The sequence below is a fragment of the Streptosporangium sp. NBC_01639 genome (genome assembly GCF_045209755.1).
GTDB lineage: Bacteria > Actinomycetota > Actinomycetes > Streptosporangiales > Streptosporangiaceae > Streptosporangium.
Genome location: NZ_CP109272.1, coordinates 3,733,639 through 3,748,183, shown reverse-complemented (window position 1 = coordinate 3,748,183; position 14,545 = coordinate 3,733,639). Strand labels below are relative to the sequence as shown.

The 14,545-nt window shown below is 71.4% G+C and carries 14 protein-coding genes; 10 read left to right on the top strand and 4 right to left on the bottom strand.

Annotated features, from left to right (window positions below):
* Window positions 1-125 precede the first annotated feature (125 nt).
* The 3 genes from OHA77_RS16780 (at window position 126) to OHA77_RS16770 (ending at window position 5,371) form a co-directional block, all read left to right on the top strand.
* Window positions 126-3,062 carry an ATP-binding protein gene (locus OHA77_RS16780; RefSeq protein WP_406319833.1) on the top strand — a complete coding sequence of 979 codons (2,937 nt, stop codon included), beginning with the start codon at window positions 126-128 and terminating at the stop codon, window positions 3,060-3,062.
* A gap of 313 nt (window positions 3,063-3,375) precedes the next feature.
* Entirely contained in the window at window positions 3,376-4,665 is a 1,290-nt protein-coding gene (locus OHA77_RS16775; protein ID WP_326819711.1) for a MurT ligase domain-containing protein, read from the top strand.
* On the top strand, window positions 4,655-5,371 hold the full coding sequence (locus OHA77_RS16770; RefSeq protein WP_326819712.1) for a glutamine amidotransferase: 717 nt from the start codon (window positions 4,655-4,657) through the stop codon (window positions 5,369-5,371). The genes OHA77_RS16775 and OHA77_RS16770 overlap by 11 nt, the downstream gene beginning before the upstream one ends.
* A gap of 44 nt (window positions 5,372-5,415) precedes the next feature.
* On the opposite strand, the gene OHA77_RS16765 is transcribed toward OHA77_RS16770, so the two are convergent.
* Window positions 5,416-5,778, bottom strand: a complete 363-nt coding sequence (locus OHA77_RS16765) for a DsrE family protein (RefSeq protein ID WP_406318985.1) — start codon at window positions 5,776-5,778, stop codon at window positions 5,416-5,418.
* Window positions 5,779-5,845: 67 nt separating this feature from the next.
* Between OHA77_RS16765 and OHA77_RS16760 the strand changes: the two genes are divergently transcribed.
* The 3 genes from OHA77_RS16760 to OHA77_RS16750 all read left to right on the top strand — a co-directional run bounded on the left by OHA77_RS16760 (window position 5,846) and on the right by OHA77_RS16750 (window position 8,686).
* A complete protein-coding gene (locus tag OHA77_RS16760; protein WP_406318984.1) occupies window positions 5,846-6,355 on the top strand; it encodes an FABP family protein in 510 nt (169 codons plus the stop codon).
* A 676-nt stretch (window positions 6,356-7,031) separates the two neighbouring features.
* Complete coding sequence (locus OHA77_RS16755) at window positions 7,032-7,916, top strand: DUF2268 domain-containing protein (protein WP_406318983.1); 885 nt, start codon at window positions 7,032-7,034, stop codon at window positions 7,914-7,916.
* A gap of 11 nt (window positions 7,917-7,927) precedes the next feature.
* On the top strand, window positions 7,928-8,686 hold the full coding sequence (locus tag OHA77_RS16750) for a MerR family transcriptional regulator (RefSeq protein ID WP_406318982.1): 759 nt from the start codon (window positions 7,928-7,930) through the stop codon (window positions 8,684-8,686).
* Between the two features lie 147 nt (window positions 8,687-8,833).
* Here the strand turns inward: OHA77_RS16750 and OHA77_RS16745 are convergent, their stop codons facing one another.
* Both OHA77_RS16745 and OHA77_RS16740 read right to left on the bottom strand, forming a co-directional pair.
* Window positions 8,834-10,321, bottom strand: coding sequence for an FAD-dependent monooxygenase (locus OHA77_RS16745; RefSeq protein WP_406318981.1), 1,488 nt, complete (start codon window positions 10,319-10,321; stop codon window positions 8,834-8,836).
* A complete protein-coding gene (locus OHA77_RS16740) occupies window positions 10,314-10,625 on the bottom strand; it encodes a hypothetical protein (protein ID WP_406318980.1) in 312 nt (103 codons plus the stop codon). Before OHA77_RS16740 ends, OHA77_RS16745 begins: the two co-directional genes overlap by 8 nt.
* 104 nt (window positions 10,626-10,729) lie before the next feature.
* Between OHA77_RS16740 and OHA77_RS16735 the strand changes: the two genes are divergently transcribed.
* The 3 genes from OHA77_RS16735 (at window position 10,730) to OHA77_RS16725 (ending at window position 12,565) form a co-directional block, all read left to right on the top strand.
* Complete coding sequence (locus OHA77_RS16735) at window positions 10,730-11,047, top strand: ArsR/SmtB family transcription factor (RefSeq protein ID WP_406318979.1); 318 nt, start codon at window positions 10,730-10,732, stop codon at window positions 11,045-11,047.
* Between the two features lie 97 nt (window positions 11,048-11,144).
* A complete protein-coding gene (locus OHA77_RS16730; RefSeq protein ID WP_406318978.1) occupies window positions 11,145-11,558 on the top strand; it encodes a Fur family transcriptional regulator in 414 nt (137 codons plus the stop codon).
* Window positions 11,559-11,578: 20 nt separating this feature from the next.
* On the top strand, window positions 11,579-12,565 hold the full coding sequence (locus tag OHA77_RS16725; protein WP_406318977.1) for a YgfZ/GcvT domain-containing protein: 987 nt from the start codon (window positions 11,579-11,581) through the stop codon (window positions 12,563-12,565).
* A 63-nt stretch (window positions 12,566-12,628) separates the two neighbouring features.
* Here the strand turns inward: OHA77_RS16725 and OHA77_RS16720 are convergent, their stop codons facing one another.
* On the bottom strand, window positions 12,629-12,826 hold the full coding sequence (locus tag OHA77_RS16720) for a hypothetical protein (protein ID WP_406318976.1): 198 nt from the start codon (window positions 12,824-12,826) through the stop codon (window positions 12,629-12,631).
* An 86-nt stretch (window positions 12,827-12,912) separates the two neighbouring features.
* Here OHA77_RS16720 and OHA77_RS16715 point away from each other — a divergent pair, with 86 nt between their 5' ends.
* On the top strand, window positions 12,913-14,517 hold the full coding sequence (locus OHA77_RS16715; protein ID WP_406318975.1) for a PucR family transcriptional regulator: 1,605 nt from the start codon (window positions 12,913-12,915) through the stop codon (window positions 14,515-14,517).
* Window positions 14,518-14,545: the final 28 nt, after the last annotated feature.

The window sequence follows — 14,545 nt, the reverse complement described above, 5'->3', positions numbered from 1 at the left end:
CCGACTCCGGGCCCCCGCCGGCCTGTACGGCGGAGCGATCCGTGAAGCGTCAACCCCCCGGCCTTGAGCCGGGACCCCTGGGTGGAGACCAAATGCAGCCAAGCGTTTCCCGTCCGCAGGCCACCTTGACCGGCCCCTGGTATCGGATCCAGGCGATCACCGCGCCCTCACGCAGCTCCTCGGCGGAATGGGATTTCGTCACCGTCCTGCCGGCCGTACTCTCCGCGGCCCAGCGCAACCGGCCCTTCGTCACCGGCTGGCTCTCCCGGGGTTCGGGGGCCCCGCTGGAGCTGATCACCAATGCCGGCCCGCTGACCCCGCCCCGACCGCCCCGCCGGGCCGCCGCCGAGAGCGGCCCGATCCCGACCGGTCCCGAGCCGCTGCTGTTCCCCGGCGGCGCCCGGGGCGTCCGGATCGGCGACGAGTGGCTCCGCGACCTGTCCGACCTGGCCTGGACGACCTGTCCGGGACGGCAGGCCCCACCCCTCGGTGGCCGCCGCGAGCCGGACGCCGACGAGGTCAAGCGGCCCACGCTCTTCGAGTCCACCCTGGTCACGCTCATGTCCCGGCCGTTCGCCTGGCTGGTCGTCGCCGAGCGGACCGACCTGCTGGACGCCGAGGTGGCGCACCTGCGGACCCAGCTCAACGTGCTGAGGCAGTACGGCGACGCCTCCGAACGCTCCCGTTACGACGCCGAGCGGGCCGAACGCCGCATGCAGGAGCTGGACGCCTTCCGTGAGGCCGGGCTCTGGAGCGTGCGGGTGCTGGCCGGTGCCGCCGGTCCCGAGGAGCTACGCCAGATCGCCCCCGTGCTGGTCGGCTCGGCCGAGATGAGCCACCACCCCTACCGCCTGCGCAGCGCGCTGTCCGGCCCGGTGTACGACTTCGCCGACGCGCTCTCGGTGACCCTGCAGGATCCCGCCGACGGTGCCGCCGCTCCGTTCGCCGCCACCGCGGGGGCGCTCGCCGCGCTCGCCGGGCTGCCCCGCCGGGAGGTGCCCGGAGTCCGGGTGCTGGACGCCGGTTTCTTCGACGTGACCAGCGAGGCGGACGTCACCCCGGGCGCGCTGACCGTCGACCTCGGGTCGATCCTGGACGGGCAGGACAGGGCGGTCGGCTCCTTCAAAATCCCCCTCGCCACCCTGAACCGGCACGCCTTCGTCACCGGCGCCACCGGCTCGGGCAAGTCCCAGACCGTCAGGCACCTGCTGGAGCAGCTCACCGGGGCCGGCATCCCCTGGCTGGCGATCGAGCCGGCCAAGTCCGAGTACGCCGCGATGGGCGGCCGGATCGAGCACCTCGCCCCGGTGACCGTGATCAACCCGTCGGCGCCGGACAGCGTGCCGTTCAGCGTCAACCCGCTCGCTCCGGAGCCCGGTTACCCGGTCCAGGCCCACATCGACATGGTGCGGGCGCTGTTCATGGCGGCCTTCGACGCCGAGGAGCCGTTCCCGCAGATCATGTCGCTGGCCCTGCAGCGGGTCTACGAGGCCAACGGCTGGGACGTGGTGACCGGCTGGGCCGCTCCCGGGGCCGCCGTGCGGCCCGCCGTACCGACCCTTGAGCAGTTGCAGCGGCACGCGATGGACGTGATCAAGGAGATCGGCTACGGCAGGGAGGTCCAGGCCGACGTCGAGGGCTTCATCTCGCTGCGGCTGCGTTCGCTCCGGGTCGGCTCGGCCGGCCGGTTCTTCGAGGGCGGGCACCCCGCCGACATCGGCGACCTGCTCCAGCGCAACGTGGTGTTCGCCATCGAGGACGTGGCCAACGACGAGGACAAGGCGTTCCTGATGGGCACGCTGATCATCCGGATCGTGGAGCACCTGCGGATGCGGGCCAGGAAGGAGCGGACCAACGGGCTCCGGCACGTCATCGTGATCGAGGAGGCGCACCGGCTGCTCCGCGACCGCGGCGCCGGGCGGGCCAGCACGCACGCGGTGGAGCTCCTCGCGGGCATGCTCGCGGAGATCAGGGCGTACGGCGAGGGCATCGTGGTGGCCGAGCAGATCCCCACCAAACTGGTCTCCGACGTCGTGAAGAACACCGCGCTGAAGGTCGTGCACCGGCTCCCCGCCGAGGACGACCGGCAGCTCGTGGGCGCCGCGATGAACCTGAGCGAGGAGCAGTCCCGGCAGGTCGTCTCGTTGCAGCCGGGCGTCGCGGCCGTCTTCGCGGACGGGATGGACCGGCCGCTCCGCATCCAGGTGCCGCTGGGCGAGGACCGCGAGCACCCGATCCCCGGCCACATGCCACCGATCTGCGGCCGTCGTTCCGCGGCGTGCGGACAGGAGTGCAGGACCGGCCGGGCGTGCACGCTCGTCGAGCTCCGCGAGGCCGACCTGCTCGCCGACGCGCCCGAGTGGGCCTGGCTGCGCATCTGGGCCGACACCCTGGTGCTGGCGTTCTGCACCAACCGGCCCGTCCCCGGAGCCCCCCGGGTGCTGGCCGACCTGTGGGCCGAGCTGCCGATACGGCGGCGCGAGTGCCTGCTGGCCACCACGGTGGAACGCGGTGTGGAACGCCGGGCGTGGTCGCTGCGGACCGTCAGCGACCCGGCGAAGCTGACCGAGCAGGTCGCCGGGACCGCGACCCGGCTGCTGGGGCCCGACCGCGAGGTCATCGAGCGGCCCGGCACCGCCTGGGTCATCCCGCAGGTCCGCTGGCTGCACGAAGTGGACAGGCTGTTCCCGCACGGCCAGCCCGCGCCCAATCCGCGCGGCCCCGCGCCGGCCATGGACTACGCGCTGTTCAACCGTCCGTCCGGCACCAACGAGCTGCTCGGGCACCGTGCCAGGGCGCTGCGTCACCATCCCCTCTCCATGGAGGTGGACCGCAACCGGGCGCTGGCCTGGCGGGTGATCCTCGGCGACGACGAGCACGAGGGCGTGGCACAGGACATCCTCACGGTGACGATCGGCGTCGACCCGGCCGAGCGGCTCCGGCACGTGGCCCAGACGATGGGGGCGAACTGGCTGGAGAGCGTGCTGTCCTGGCCGCACCGGTTCGTGCTGCCGTTCGACGCCACGTCGTCGGAGCCCGCGGAGCTCGCCTTCAGCGAGTAGGGACCGCCGCACCGGGGAGCGGACCATGCCGGCCGCCTCCGCCGCACCGGCGACGCACCGCACCCTGCCGCGCCGGCGACGTAACCGCGGCGACGACGTACCGCGCCCGCCGCACCGGCGACGCACCGCACCGGCGACGCACCGCACCGGCGACGCACCGCGCCCGCCGGGCCGTCGCCGGACGGGGACAGGACCCGGTGACGGCTAGGATCTGCGGCATGAACGATTCGGCGAACCAGGCCCGGCTGCGACTCGGCGAACCAGGTCCGGCCGCTGACCCGTCCCGCGACAGGCTGCCAGGCGAGGAGACGGCATGACTCAGCTTCCGCTGCGGGCGCAGCTCGCGAGCGCCCTCGGCCGTACGGCCGCGACCCTCTCCAGGGCGACCGGCCGCGGCGACGGCTCGGTGATCGGCGGCCGGATCGGCCTGGCACTGGAGCCCGACCTGCTGCGCAAGCTCGCCCTGGACCGCAAACTGGCGCTGGTGAGCGCGACCAACGGCAAGACCACCACGACCCGGCTGATCACCTCCGCGCTGCAGGAGCTCGGCGACGTCGCCACCAACGCCTTCGGCGCCAACATGCCCGCCGGGCACGTCTCGGCGCTGTCGTCGGCCAAGCACGCCCCGTACGGCGTGCTGGAGGTCGACGAGAAATACCTGCCCGAGGTGATCAACACCACCGGCGCGGGCGTGATCGTCCTGATGAACCTCAGCCGCGACCAGATGGACCGGGCCGGGGAGATCTGGCTGCTGGCCCAGAAGTGGCGCCGGGCGCTCGCCGGGAAGAACACCCACGTGATCGCCAACGCCGACGACCCGCTGGTGACCTGGGGCGCCTCCACGGCCACCAGGGTCACCTGGGTGTCGGCCGGGCAGCCGTGGAAGGAGGACTCCTGGTGCTGCCCTGAGTGCGGCGGCCCGCTGGACCGCAAGGGGATGGACTACACCCCGCCCGGCGGCCACGTCTCAGGGATGGTCCCCCCTCGCACGGCTGACAACGACTGGGCCTGCCGCGAGTGCACCTTCCGGCGGCCCGAGCCGTCCTGGGCCCTCGACGACGACGCGGCGATCGACCCGCGCAGGCAGCGCTGGGTGCTGGACATCCAGCTCCCCGGCCGGGCCAACCGGGCCAACGCCGTGATGGCGCTGGCCACCGCCGAGACGTTCGGCCTGCCGGTCCAGCGGGCCCTGCCCCGGCTGCGTGAGGTCAGATCCGTCGCCGGCCGCTACACCACCGTGGAGCGCGACGGGCGGCATGCCCGGCTGCTGCTCGCCAAGAACCCGGCGGGCTGGCTGGAGGCGTTCGACGTGCTCGACCGCTCGCTGCCGGTGATCCTGTCGGTGAACGCCCAGGGCCCCGACGGCCGCGACACCTCCTGGCTGTGGGACGTCGACTACCGCGTCCTGCGCGGCAGACCGGTCTACGTGGCCGGGGAGCGGCGGCTCGACCTCGCCCTCCGGCTCGACGTGGCGGGCGTGCCGTTCCAGCTCGCAGACTCCTTCGGGCAGGCACTCGCCGCCCAACCGCCCGGCAAGGTCGACGTGATCGCCAACTACACCGCCTTCCAGCAGATTCGATCGGAGTTCGGTCGTGCAGTCTGACAGCGCCCTGCGACTCGTCTGGATCTACCCGGACCTGTTGAGCACCTACGGGGACCAGGGCAACGTCCTGGTCCTGGAGCAGCGCGCCCAGCGCCGCGGCATCCCGGTCGAGACCGTGCACGTGCGCTCGGCCGACCCGGTGCCGGAGGGCGGCGACATCTACCTGATCGGCGGCGGCGAGGACCGGCCGCAGATCCTGGCCGCCGAACGGCTGCGCCGCGACGGCGGCCTGCACCGGGCCATGGCACGCGGCGCCTCCCTGCTGGCCGTCTGCGCGGGCTACCAGATCATGGGCACCACGTTCGGCGGCGAGGAGGGACAGCCGGTCGACGGCATCGGCCTGGTCGACATCTCCAGCGGCCGGGGCACGGGCCGCGCGGTCGGCGAACTGGCCGGCGAGGCCGACCCGGCGCTCGGCATCCCGACGCTGACCGGCTTCGAGAACCACATGGGCGTCACCCGGCTGGGCCCCGGCGTCCGGCCGCTGGCCCGTACGGCGGTCGGCACCGGCAACGGCGACGGCACCGAGGGCTGCCACATCGGCAAGATGGTCGGAACCTACCTGCACGGTCCTGCGCTCGCCCGCAACCCCGGGCTCGCCGACCTCCTGCTGACCTGGGCGGTCGGTGCCCAGCTCCCGCCGATCGACGACTCCTGGTTCGAGCGGCTCCGCCGGGAGCGGCTGGCCGCCGTGCTGCCCGGCTGAGGAGCGGGCCTTCCCGCCGTGGGCACTCGTCTACGTCGACACTGTCAGTAGACGAGTGCCTGGACGCCCTCGCCGAGGACCTCCTCGACGAAGGTGGAGGCGCCCGCGATGCGCACCCCTTCGATCACGTCGTCCACCGTGATGTCGCGCCGGGCCGCGCACTGCGTGCACAGTGTCACCCGGCCCGCGGCCAGCACCGCGTCGAGCAGGTCGCCGAGCTGGGCGGCGTGCTGCAGCGTGAACTCCTTCGCCCGGCCGGGAAGGGCGAACCACGCCGACTCGCCGGTCAGCCAGAGAGAGACGGGAACCCCGCTTGCCAACGCCGCCGCGGCCACCGTGAACGCCTGGTTGCAGCGCTCGGGTGCGTCCTCGCCGGCGGTCACCTTGATCACCAGTGATCGTGCCATGCCTGCAGCCTATGCGGCTCCGCACCACGGGCGCGAGCCGTATCGGGGCGGCTCTAGGCTCGGATTCATGGACGTTCCCGAACTGCATCCCGACCTTGAGCCGATCGCCTTCCTCGTGGGCCGGTGGGAAGGTGCCGGAGTGGGCGGATACCCGACGATCGAGAGCTTCAACTTCGGTCAGGAGATCGTCTTCGGCCACAACGGCAAGCCCTTCCTGACCTACACCAGCCGCACCTGGCTGCTCGACGAGGCGGGCGACAGGGTCCGCCCGCTGGCCGTCGAGACCGGATTCTGGCGCCAGCTGCCCGACCGCCGGCTGGAGGTGTGCCTGTCGCATCCGACCGGCATCGTGGAGATCTACTACGGCGAGGTCGTCTTCAAGAAGATCGAGCTCCACACCGACGTGGTCGCCCGCACCGCCACCGCCAAGGAGTACACCGGCGGCCACCGTCTCTACGGCCTGGTCAACGGCAACCTGATGTGGGCCTATGACATGGCGGCGGTGGAGCAGCCGCTCCAGTCGCACATCTCCGCCGAGCTCAAGCGGGTGGGGGACTTCGTGCCCGGAGTGGACTGACCAGGCTCCAGGGATCGCACTCCCCTTCCATCCCGATGCCGTCGCGGCCCTCGGCGTACCCGCCGGGGGGCTGTCGGCGGTGCGCGGGAGAAGGGGTGGAAAGGGAAGAACCCCGGGCCTGTTCCTCCTGCCGTGCGGGAGGGCCAGATGGACCAAAGGCGGGATGACCCGCCCTCTGGCAGCCCGGGGTTCCGGTGAGTGTATGGATTCGCCGAACGTCGCCAGACGCCCGGACAGAGTCCGGAGTCGCGGCGTCCTAGCGGACAGCCACCTCGCTAGTCCACTTATGATCAACCATTGTTCGGACCACCTCCTTTCGGCGTGCCCCGAGACTACAAACCCGGCTCGGCGCGAGGCAAATGTTTTTTCGCCCCGCCCGCCCAGGGCTGCTCCGACCTGCCGGCACCCTGCTCAGCGGGCTGATGGGAGCAGCATGGGGACACGGCGTGGGCGATCAAGCTTCCTTCGTCTCCGGCGCCAGGATCGGCACCGCTCTGCTGCGTCATCGGTAACCGCCGGACGCACGCCGGAACGGCGGCTGTCCACGTTGCATGTGTCCATCGCAACGGCGGACCGCCGGTCGTGACGGGGCTGGGTGACGGCCTGCCGACCGTATTCCGTTGAAGGGTGCCGCTGGTTTGACCTTGACGCTGCGTCAACTTCTAGCATCGGGGCCATGACGATCACCGTTCTCGACACCTGCTCCGCCATGAGGGAAATCCTGCGGGCGCCGGTCGCGGACCGCGTCGACCTGCTGCGTTCGATGCTGGAGCCCATCAAGGGCATGTACCGCTACCACCCCGGCGAGATCGACCTGGCGGCCGTGCACTTCCAAACGTCCGGGTTCCCCATCGACCGCGACGAGCAGCGCTGCCTCGACGCGCTCGAAACCCTGGCGGCGGCCGGGGCCTGGGAGCGGATGCAACGCGCGCTCGACGACGCTCTCGCCGTACTGCTGGAGGCGACGCCGGGCCTGGCGGCCCCGGACATCACCGTGCTGTTCGTGCTCGGCGATCCGGGTGACGAGCACTTCATGGGCCCCTGCAAAGGATTGACCGGGTTCGGCGGCATCTCGGGCCAGATCGCCATCACGCTCTGGCCCTTCCCCGAGAACGTGGCGCGGCTGGAGGCCACCGCCGTGCACGAACTGCACCACAACCTGCGGTGGAGCCCGGGCGGGGTCGTGTGGGACCCGATGACCGTCACGGTCGGCGAGCACATCGTCGGCGAGGGCCTGGCCGACGCCTTCGCCCGCCAACTCTACGGCGACGAGCTCGGCCCCGCCCGCATCGGTGTGCCGCACCTGCACGACGACGAGGTCTTCGCCAAGGTGCTCACCGGGCTCGACGTGACAGGCATGCAGAACTTCACCGCCTGGGTGCACGGCGACCCCGGCGCCGAGCACCTCGGCGTCACCCCGGTGGGACTGCCGATGGGCGCCGGGTACGCCGCAGGCAACCGGCTGGTCGACACCTACCTGGCGGCGACCGGGCAGACGGCGGCGCAGGCCCTGCACGCCGACAGCTCGGAGATCATCGCGACCACGCTCCGCCGCGGCTAACATCTGGAACGATGGAGTGGACGATCCAGGAACTCGCGGCGAGGGCCGGCATCACCAGCCGCACCCTGCGGCACTACGACCGAGTCGGGCTCTTGGCCCCGTCCCGGGTCGGCGCGAACGGGTACCGCTACTACGACCCCATCGCGGTCGCCCGGCTGCAGCGGATCCTGCTCATGCGCCGGTTCGGGATGGGCTTGCCGGCCATCGCCCAGGTCCTGGCCGACGAGGTGGACACGGGCGACGGGCTCCGCGCCCACATCGCCGCCCTGGAAGAGGAACGGGACCGCATCGAACGGCAGATCCGGTCTGTGCGTCACACGCTCGAGGCCCTGCAGGCGGGGGCGGAACCGCAGATGGACGTCATGTTGGCGGGGTTCAACGACCACTACAAGGATGAGGTGATCTCACGCTGGGGCGAGCGCGCGTTCCAGGTGAGCAACGACTGGTGGCACGGCAAGACCCTTGACCAGCAGCGGGCCTGGAAGCAGGACAGCGAGGACCTCGTCGCCGCCTGGGTCGCCGCGGCGAAGGCCGGGATCTCTCCGACTTCGGTGCGTGCCCAGACGCTGGCCGCCCGGCACGTCCGGTGGCTGAGCCGGATCCCGGGTACCCCCACGGCCGAGGGCGACCGGGAACGCTCGATCGCGATGGTGAAGGGCGTGGGGGACATGTTCGTCGACGACCCCCGCTTCGCCGGCATGTACGACGACGCCGCGGGGGCGGCGTTCGTCCGCGACGCACTGCACGCGTACGCGCGGACCCGGATGTAACTCGTGCCGCAAGAGCTCTTGTCCTCCCCGGAGGTGGGCGAGAGCTCACGACCGCTCGGCTACTTCGGGTACTTGCAGACGGTGTCGCCGCGGTGGCTGTCGGATCGGCCCGACCGGACGCTGTCGACGATGACGGCGGACACCCCATCAGTTCGCCGTCACCTGATCCGGCTCGCCGAACCAGCGATACAGCGCGGTCCTGAGTGTGGACGCGTCGCCCGGGGCGCTCCAGGCCGCGTAGCCGTCGGGGCGGACCAGGATCGGCTCGCATGAGACTTCCACGGTGTCCACCCGATGGGCCCATCGCGCCACGACGTCCAGGAGATCGTCGCGGTCACCGAGGAAGAGCGGCCTGCCGGCGCGGAGCAGCTCCACCAGGGTGACGACGCCGCCCGCGGTCGTGAGCTCCAGGTCCGGGACAAGCCGTCCGGCCCCGGGATGGCCGACGTCGTAGGCCGTGCCGGTGCCGCTGATCATGCTGCCGAGGTAGTCGTTGACCTGATCGAGTCCCATGAGGTCGGCGAACAGTTCCCGCAGGGGGTCGATCCGGGGATCGGGATCGGCCAGGGCGGTCTGCGCGCGGACGTTCCACAGGACCCGCGCCGCCACCGGATACCGCTCGTCGTGGTAGCTGTCGAGCAACCCGTCCGGAGCCCATCCGCGCACGTGGGCGGCGAGCTTCCAGCCCAGGTTCGCCGCGTCCTCCAGACCGGTGTTGAGGCCCTGCCCTCCCCAGGGGAAATGCACGTGGGCGGCGTCCCCGGCGACGAGCACGCGCCCCAGGCGATACGTCTCGGCCTGGAGTGCCGCGTCACCGTATCGGGTCAGCGTGCGGGGTTCGGCCATCCGGATCGGGCGCCCGGCGATGTGCTCGGCCGTCGAGCGCAGCTCCTCCATGGTCACCGGCGCCTCCCTGTCGGGGTGCGGGCCGCGGAAGTCGTAGGTGCCGATCCTGCTGTGGCCGTACCCTCCCCAGATCATGAGCCAGCCGCGCGAAGTTCGGTGCCACCCTCCCGGCAAGGGGTCGAGCAGCCGGACCTCGCCCATCAGCGCCGCGACGCCGGCCTTCGTGCCGGTGAACGGGATGCCGGCCAGCCTGCGGACCGCGCTGCGGGCTCCGTCCGTGCCGACCACGTAACGGGCGGTCAGCTCGTACGGCCCCGCCGGGCCGTGCACGGTCAGTGTGACGCGATCGGCGTCCTGGGCGAGGCCCGCGACCTCGTGCCCGCGCCGGATCTCCGCACCCAGTTCCGTGGCGCGGTCGGCGAAAATCTGCTCCGCCCGGGCCTGCGGGCTGCCGACGAGGGTGGGACCCTCCCCGGCCACCGTACCGAGGTCCAGCTCGAACATGCCGGAGAAGTGGAACCGTACGCTCCCGTATGAGGATCTTCCCACCGCGTCGAGCAGACCGCGGCGGTTCAGGGTCTGGGCGGTCCTGGCGTGCAAGGTTCCGGCCTTGGACTCTCCGGATGGTGTGGGGAGCCGTTCGAGAACCACGGGAGGGGTGCCTTGAAGGGCGAGTTCGGCGGCGAGCAGCATGCCCACCGGGCCACCGCCGACCACGACGACGTCGACCATGGCGGCGCCGGCCACGGAGGTGTCGACCTCCGCGACACGAAAGGTCTCATCAGGCATCGGCGTGGACTTTCTCGGTCTCGGTCTCGGTCTCGGTCTCGGTCTCGGTCTGGCGTCGCTTGAAGGTCAGGGCGATGAGGGCGCTCAGCAGGATGCCCGCGGCGGCGGCGAAGACCGCGATCCGAAGGCCGTCCGCGACCTCGCCGTGCAGGGCTTCGCCGGTCAGCCAGCCCAGGCCCTCACCGATCCGGGGAAGGGCGACGAAGACGATGTTGAAGTCGAGCGAGGTGATCAGCTGGGCGAAGGCCAGCAGGGCCAGGGTCCAGCCGAGGTGCCGGCTCCGTGACGGGGAGAGGGACGACATGACTTCCTTCGGATTGTTCGGTAAACGCGAACAGTTTGACTGTTCGGGATCCTCGTACAGTTACGGTCGCGGCGTCAAGTTCGCTTTTTCCGTACAATCGCCCTATGGCTGTGCTTCACCCGTCGCCCGAGCAGTTCCGGCTGGAAGAGGTTCTCGCCGCGCTCGGTCACCCGGTCCGGGCTGCGATCGTCCGGACGCTCGCCCATGGTGAGGAGATGTTCTGCGGTGTGATCGTGCCCGGCGTCCCGAAGTCGACCCTCACCCACCACTGGCGGGTGCTGCGCGAGAGCGGCGTCATCTGGCAGCGTCCGTCCGGACGCAAGCTCTACATCACCCTCCGGCGGGACGACCTCGATACCCGCTTCCCCGGCTTCCTCGACCTCGTCCTGTCCGAAGAATCCTTCGGGAGGGTCTCCGTCTGACCGTAGGGTCGGAAGCCGGCTCCGACGCCCTCATCCGGCGGACCGGGGTTTCGCGCGCGTGAGCCCCGTCACGCCGCAATGCTCCTAGACTCTGGGCATGACCGAGACGTCGTGGCATGAGCAACTGCGGGCGCGCGGTTACCGGGTCACCCCGCAACGCCAGCTGGTGCTTGAGGCGGTCAAGGCCGCGGAGCATGCCACTCCCGAGGAGATCTGCGCCCGGGTGCGGGAGACCGCCCGCGGGGTGAACATCTCGACCGTCTACCGGACCCTCGAACTGCTCGAAGAGCTCGGCATGGTCACCCACACCCACCTCGGGCACGGCGCCCCCACCTATCACCTGGCGGCCGACGCGGACCACGTGCACGTGGTCTGCCACCAGTGCGGAGAGATCGCCGAGGTCCGCCCGGAGCTGGTGGGCGACTTCGCGGCCAAGCTCGACCAGGAGCTCGGATTCGCCGTCGACGTGCACCATCTGACGGTCTTCGGGCGGTGCCGTAACTGCCGCTGAGGCCTCGTAGGCTGGGGTACATGCGAAGCCCTCTGCTGGACACTCCCGGCGCGGTCGCGGCCGGGACCCCTGACGCCGACGTCGCCGGACACTACGGTGACCCGTTCGCCGAGCAGCGTGCGTTCCTCGCCGGTGAGGCGATGGTCGACCGGAGCAACCGCGGAGTCGTCCGGATCTCCGGACCCGACCGGCTGAGCTGGCTCAACAGCCTGAGCTCACAGAAGCTCGACGACCTGAAACCCGGCCAGGCCACCCAGACGCTGTTCCTGGACGCCCAGGGCAGGGTCGAGCACCACCTCGCGCTCGTCGACGACGGCGAGGCCGTCTGGGCGCACGTGGAGCCGGGCACGTCGCCCGAACTGGTCGTGTTCCTGGACAAGATGCGGTTCATGCTCCGGGTGGAGGTCACCGACCTGACGGACGGCTACGCGGTGGTCTCCGTGGCCGACGCCGCACGGCTCACCCCGGTCCCGGGAGCGGTCCTCGTCGGAGACGACGTGCTGCTCCCGCGCGAGCTGCTGGCCGACCGGCTCGGCGGACTGCGGCTCGCCGGGCTCTGGGCCTACGAGGCGCTGCGGATCGAGGGCCACCGCCCCCGGCTGGGCTTCGAGACCGATCACAAGACGATCCCGCACGAGGTGGGCTGGATCGGCCCGGCCCTCCACCTGAGCAAGGGCTGCTACAAGGGCCAGGAGACCGTGGCGCGGGTGCACAACCTCGGCCACCCCCCGCGCCGCCTGGTCTTCCTGCACCTGGACGGCAGCGTCGACACGCTGCCCGGACACGGTGCCCCGGTGATCCTCGACGACGTGGAGGTCGGCTCCGTCGGCAGCTCCGCCCGGCACCACGAGCTCGGCCCGGTCGCGTTGGCCGTGGTCAAACGGACCGTGCCGGTGGACGCCACGCTGCAGGCCGGCGGGGTGGCGGCGACCCAGGAGGTCATCGTGCCGCCGGACGCCGGGCGCAACGTCGCCATCGACCCGGCCCTGCGCCGCCGCATCCGCTGAGATCGCACCGCCCGTGTCTCCCACCCGGTGGGAGGCACGGGTCGGATCAACCTCCGGTGAAGATCAGCGCTTCGTCCGGACGGCCACGTAGGTGCCCTCCACATCGAGCTTCGAGGGCAGGAAGCCCTTGGCCTTCAGCTCGTCGAATCGCTTCTGGTAACCGCTCCCGCTCATGCCGGTGTACTCGTACCAGGCGGAGCCGCCGTCCTTGACCCGGGCGGCCGGGTAGATGCCGTCGGGGCCGGCACACCGAGCCCGCATAGCAGTGGGTCCGGCACGCCGACGCTCCGGCGGGGAGGAATTCCGAGCGTATGCTCGGCCGCATGAGAGAACACACCACTCAAAACATGACAAAGGGGGTCACTCTTCGTCAGCTCCTCGCTTTCGACGAGGGCGGCATTCTGCAGCTGTTACTGGCGCCCGCGGGCCGGGACGTCAACGTCGAGGGAATGATCATCGGTGATGAGGGGCCTGCTCATCCCCACGAAGGCCGGATCGTTCTGGCGGCAGGACCGTTCCACTCCGGCGGGGCCGCCACGGCCTCGATCCGCGAAGCGGCCCGGCGGGGTGCCACCGCGGTGATCGTGCGGGTTGACGACGCGTTTCCGGCCGACGCGATCGCCGCCGCCAGAGAGGCCGGCATCGCGCTGCTTGCCCGCGCCGACTGGACCGACTGGGACGATGTCGCGACTCTGCTGCGGTCGGCGGCGGCCTACACCGAAGCCGGCCGCGGCGATCGCATGGCCGACGCCACGGCGGGTGGCGGCCTTGCCGCCCTGGCCTCGGTCGTCGCCGAATTCACCGGCGGCTCGATCACCATCGAGGACACCCAGTTCCGGGTGCTCGCGCATTCCGCCACCGGCCCCGAGGCGGACGAGCTGCGCCGATCCACCATCCTCGGTGGCCGGGTTCCCGACTGGCGCGTCGAGGAACTGCGACGTAGCGGCCTGCTCCGTGCCCTGTGGACCTCTGACGATGTCATTCACCGTCCCGCGGACGGCGGCATTCCGGAACGGCTGATCGTCGCCATCAGGAGCGGTCGTGAGATGCTCGGGTCCATCTGGGTCGCGGCGGACGGCCGCAGCCTGACCGCGAACGCGGCGAAAGCCCTGAGCCGCGCCGCCGAGGTCGCCGTGCCGTACCTGGTCCAGCACCGGCTGCGCGAGAGCTGCGCCGTACGCCGTGAGGAGCACGCGCTGCGCGGTCTGCTGGGCGGGCATGGCGACCGGAGCGTGCACGCGTGGTCTCTCGGACTCTCATCGGAGGCGTCGTGCGCCGTGGTGGTCGCCGAGCACGACGGCCCGTACGACGCGCTCGCCGATCGCACCCTGGACGTGCTCGCCATGCAGGCCGCCTCCTACCGCCGCACGGTCCGCGTGCTGCGGGAGAGCGACCGGGTGCTGGCGCTGCTGCCCGTGGACGGCGGCAACGACCGCGAGGCGCTCGGCCTGGCTCGTGAGCTGGACGTCCTGGCCGCGTCGATGCCGGGGGGCGGCACGGTCTGGGCCGGTGCGGGGTCCGTTGTCCCCTCCCCGCTGCTGGCGGCCGTTTCGCGGGAGGAGGCCACGCTGGTCGTACGCGTCCTGCGCGACCGTGAGGCGGCCGGCCGGAACCCGCAGCGGGTACGGCACGGCGGGGTCGCCGAGGCCGGGCTGACGCTGGACGTCCTGCGGGTCCTGGACGTGGTGCGCCCGGTGTGGGAGAAGGGCTGTGGACCGGTGCACGAGCTCATCCACACCGATCTCGCAGCGGGCGGCGACCTGGTCCGCTCGATCTCCGCCTACCTCGACGCCTCGGGGGACATCGGCCGGGCGGCCCGGCGGCTCGTACTGCATCCGAACACCCTGCGGTACCGGCTGCGCCGTGCCCGGGAACGGTTCGGCGTCGATCTCGACGACCCCGACACGCGGTTGATCATCACCTTGGCCGTGCGCCTCGTCGGGCGGTTCTGACCACGCGACCTTGAATGCGCGGACAAAG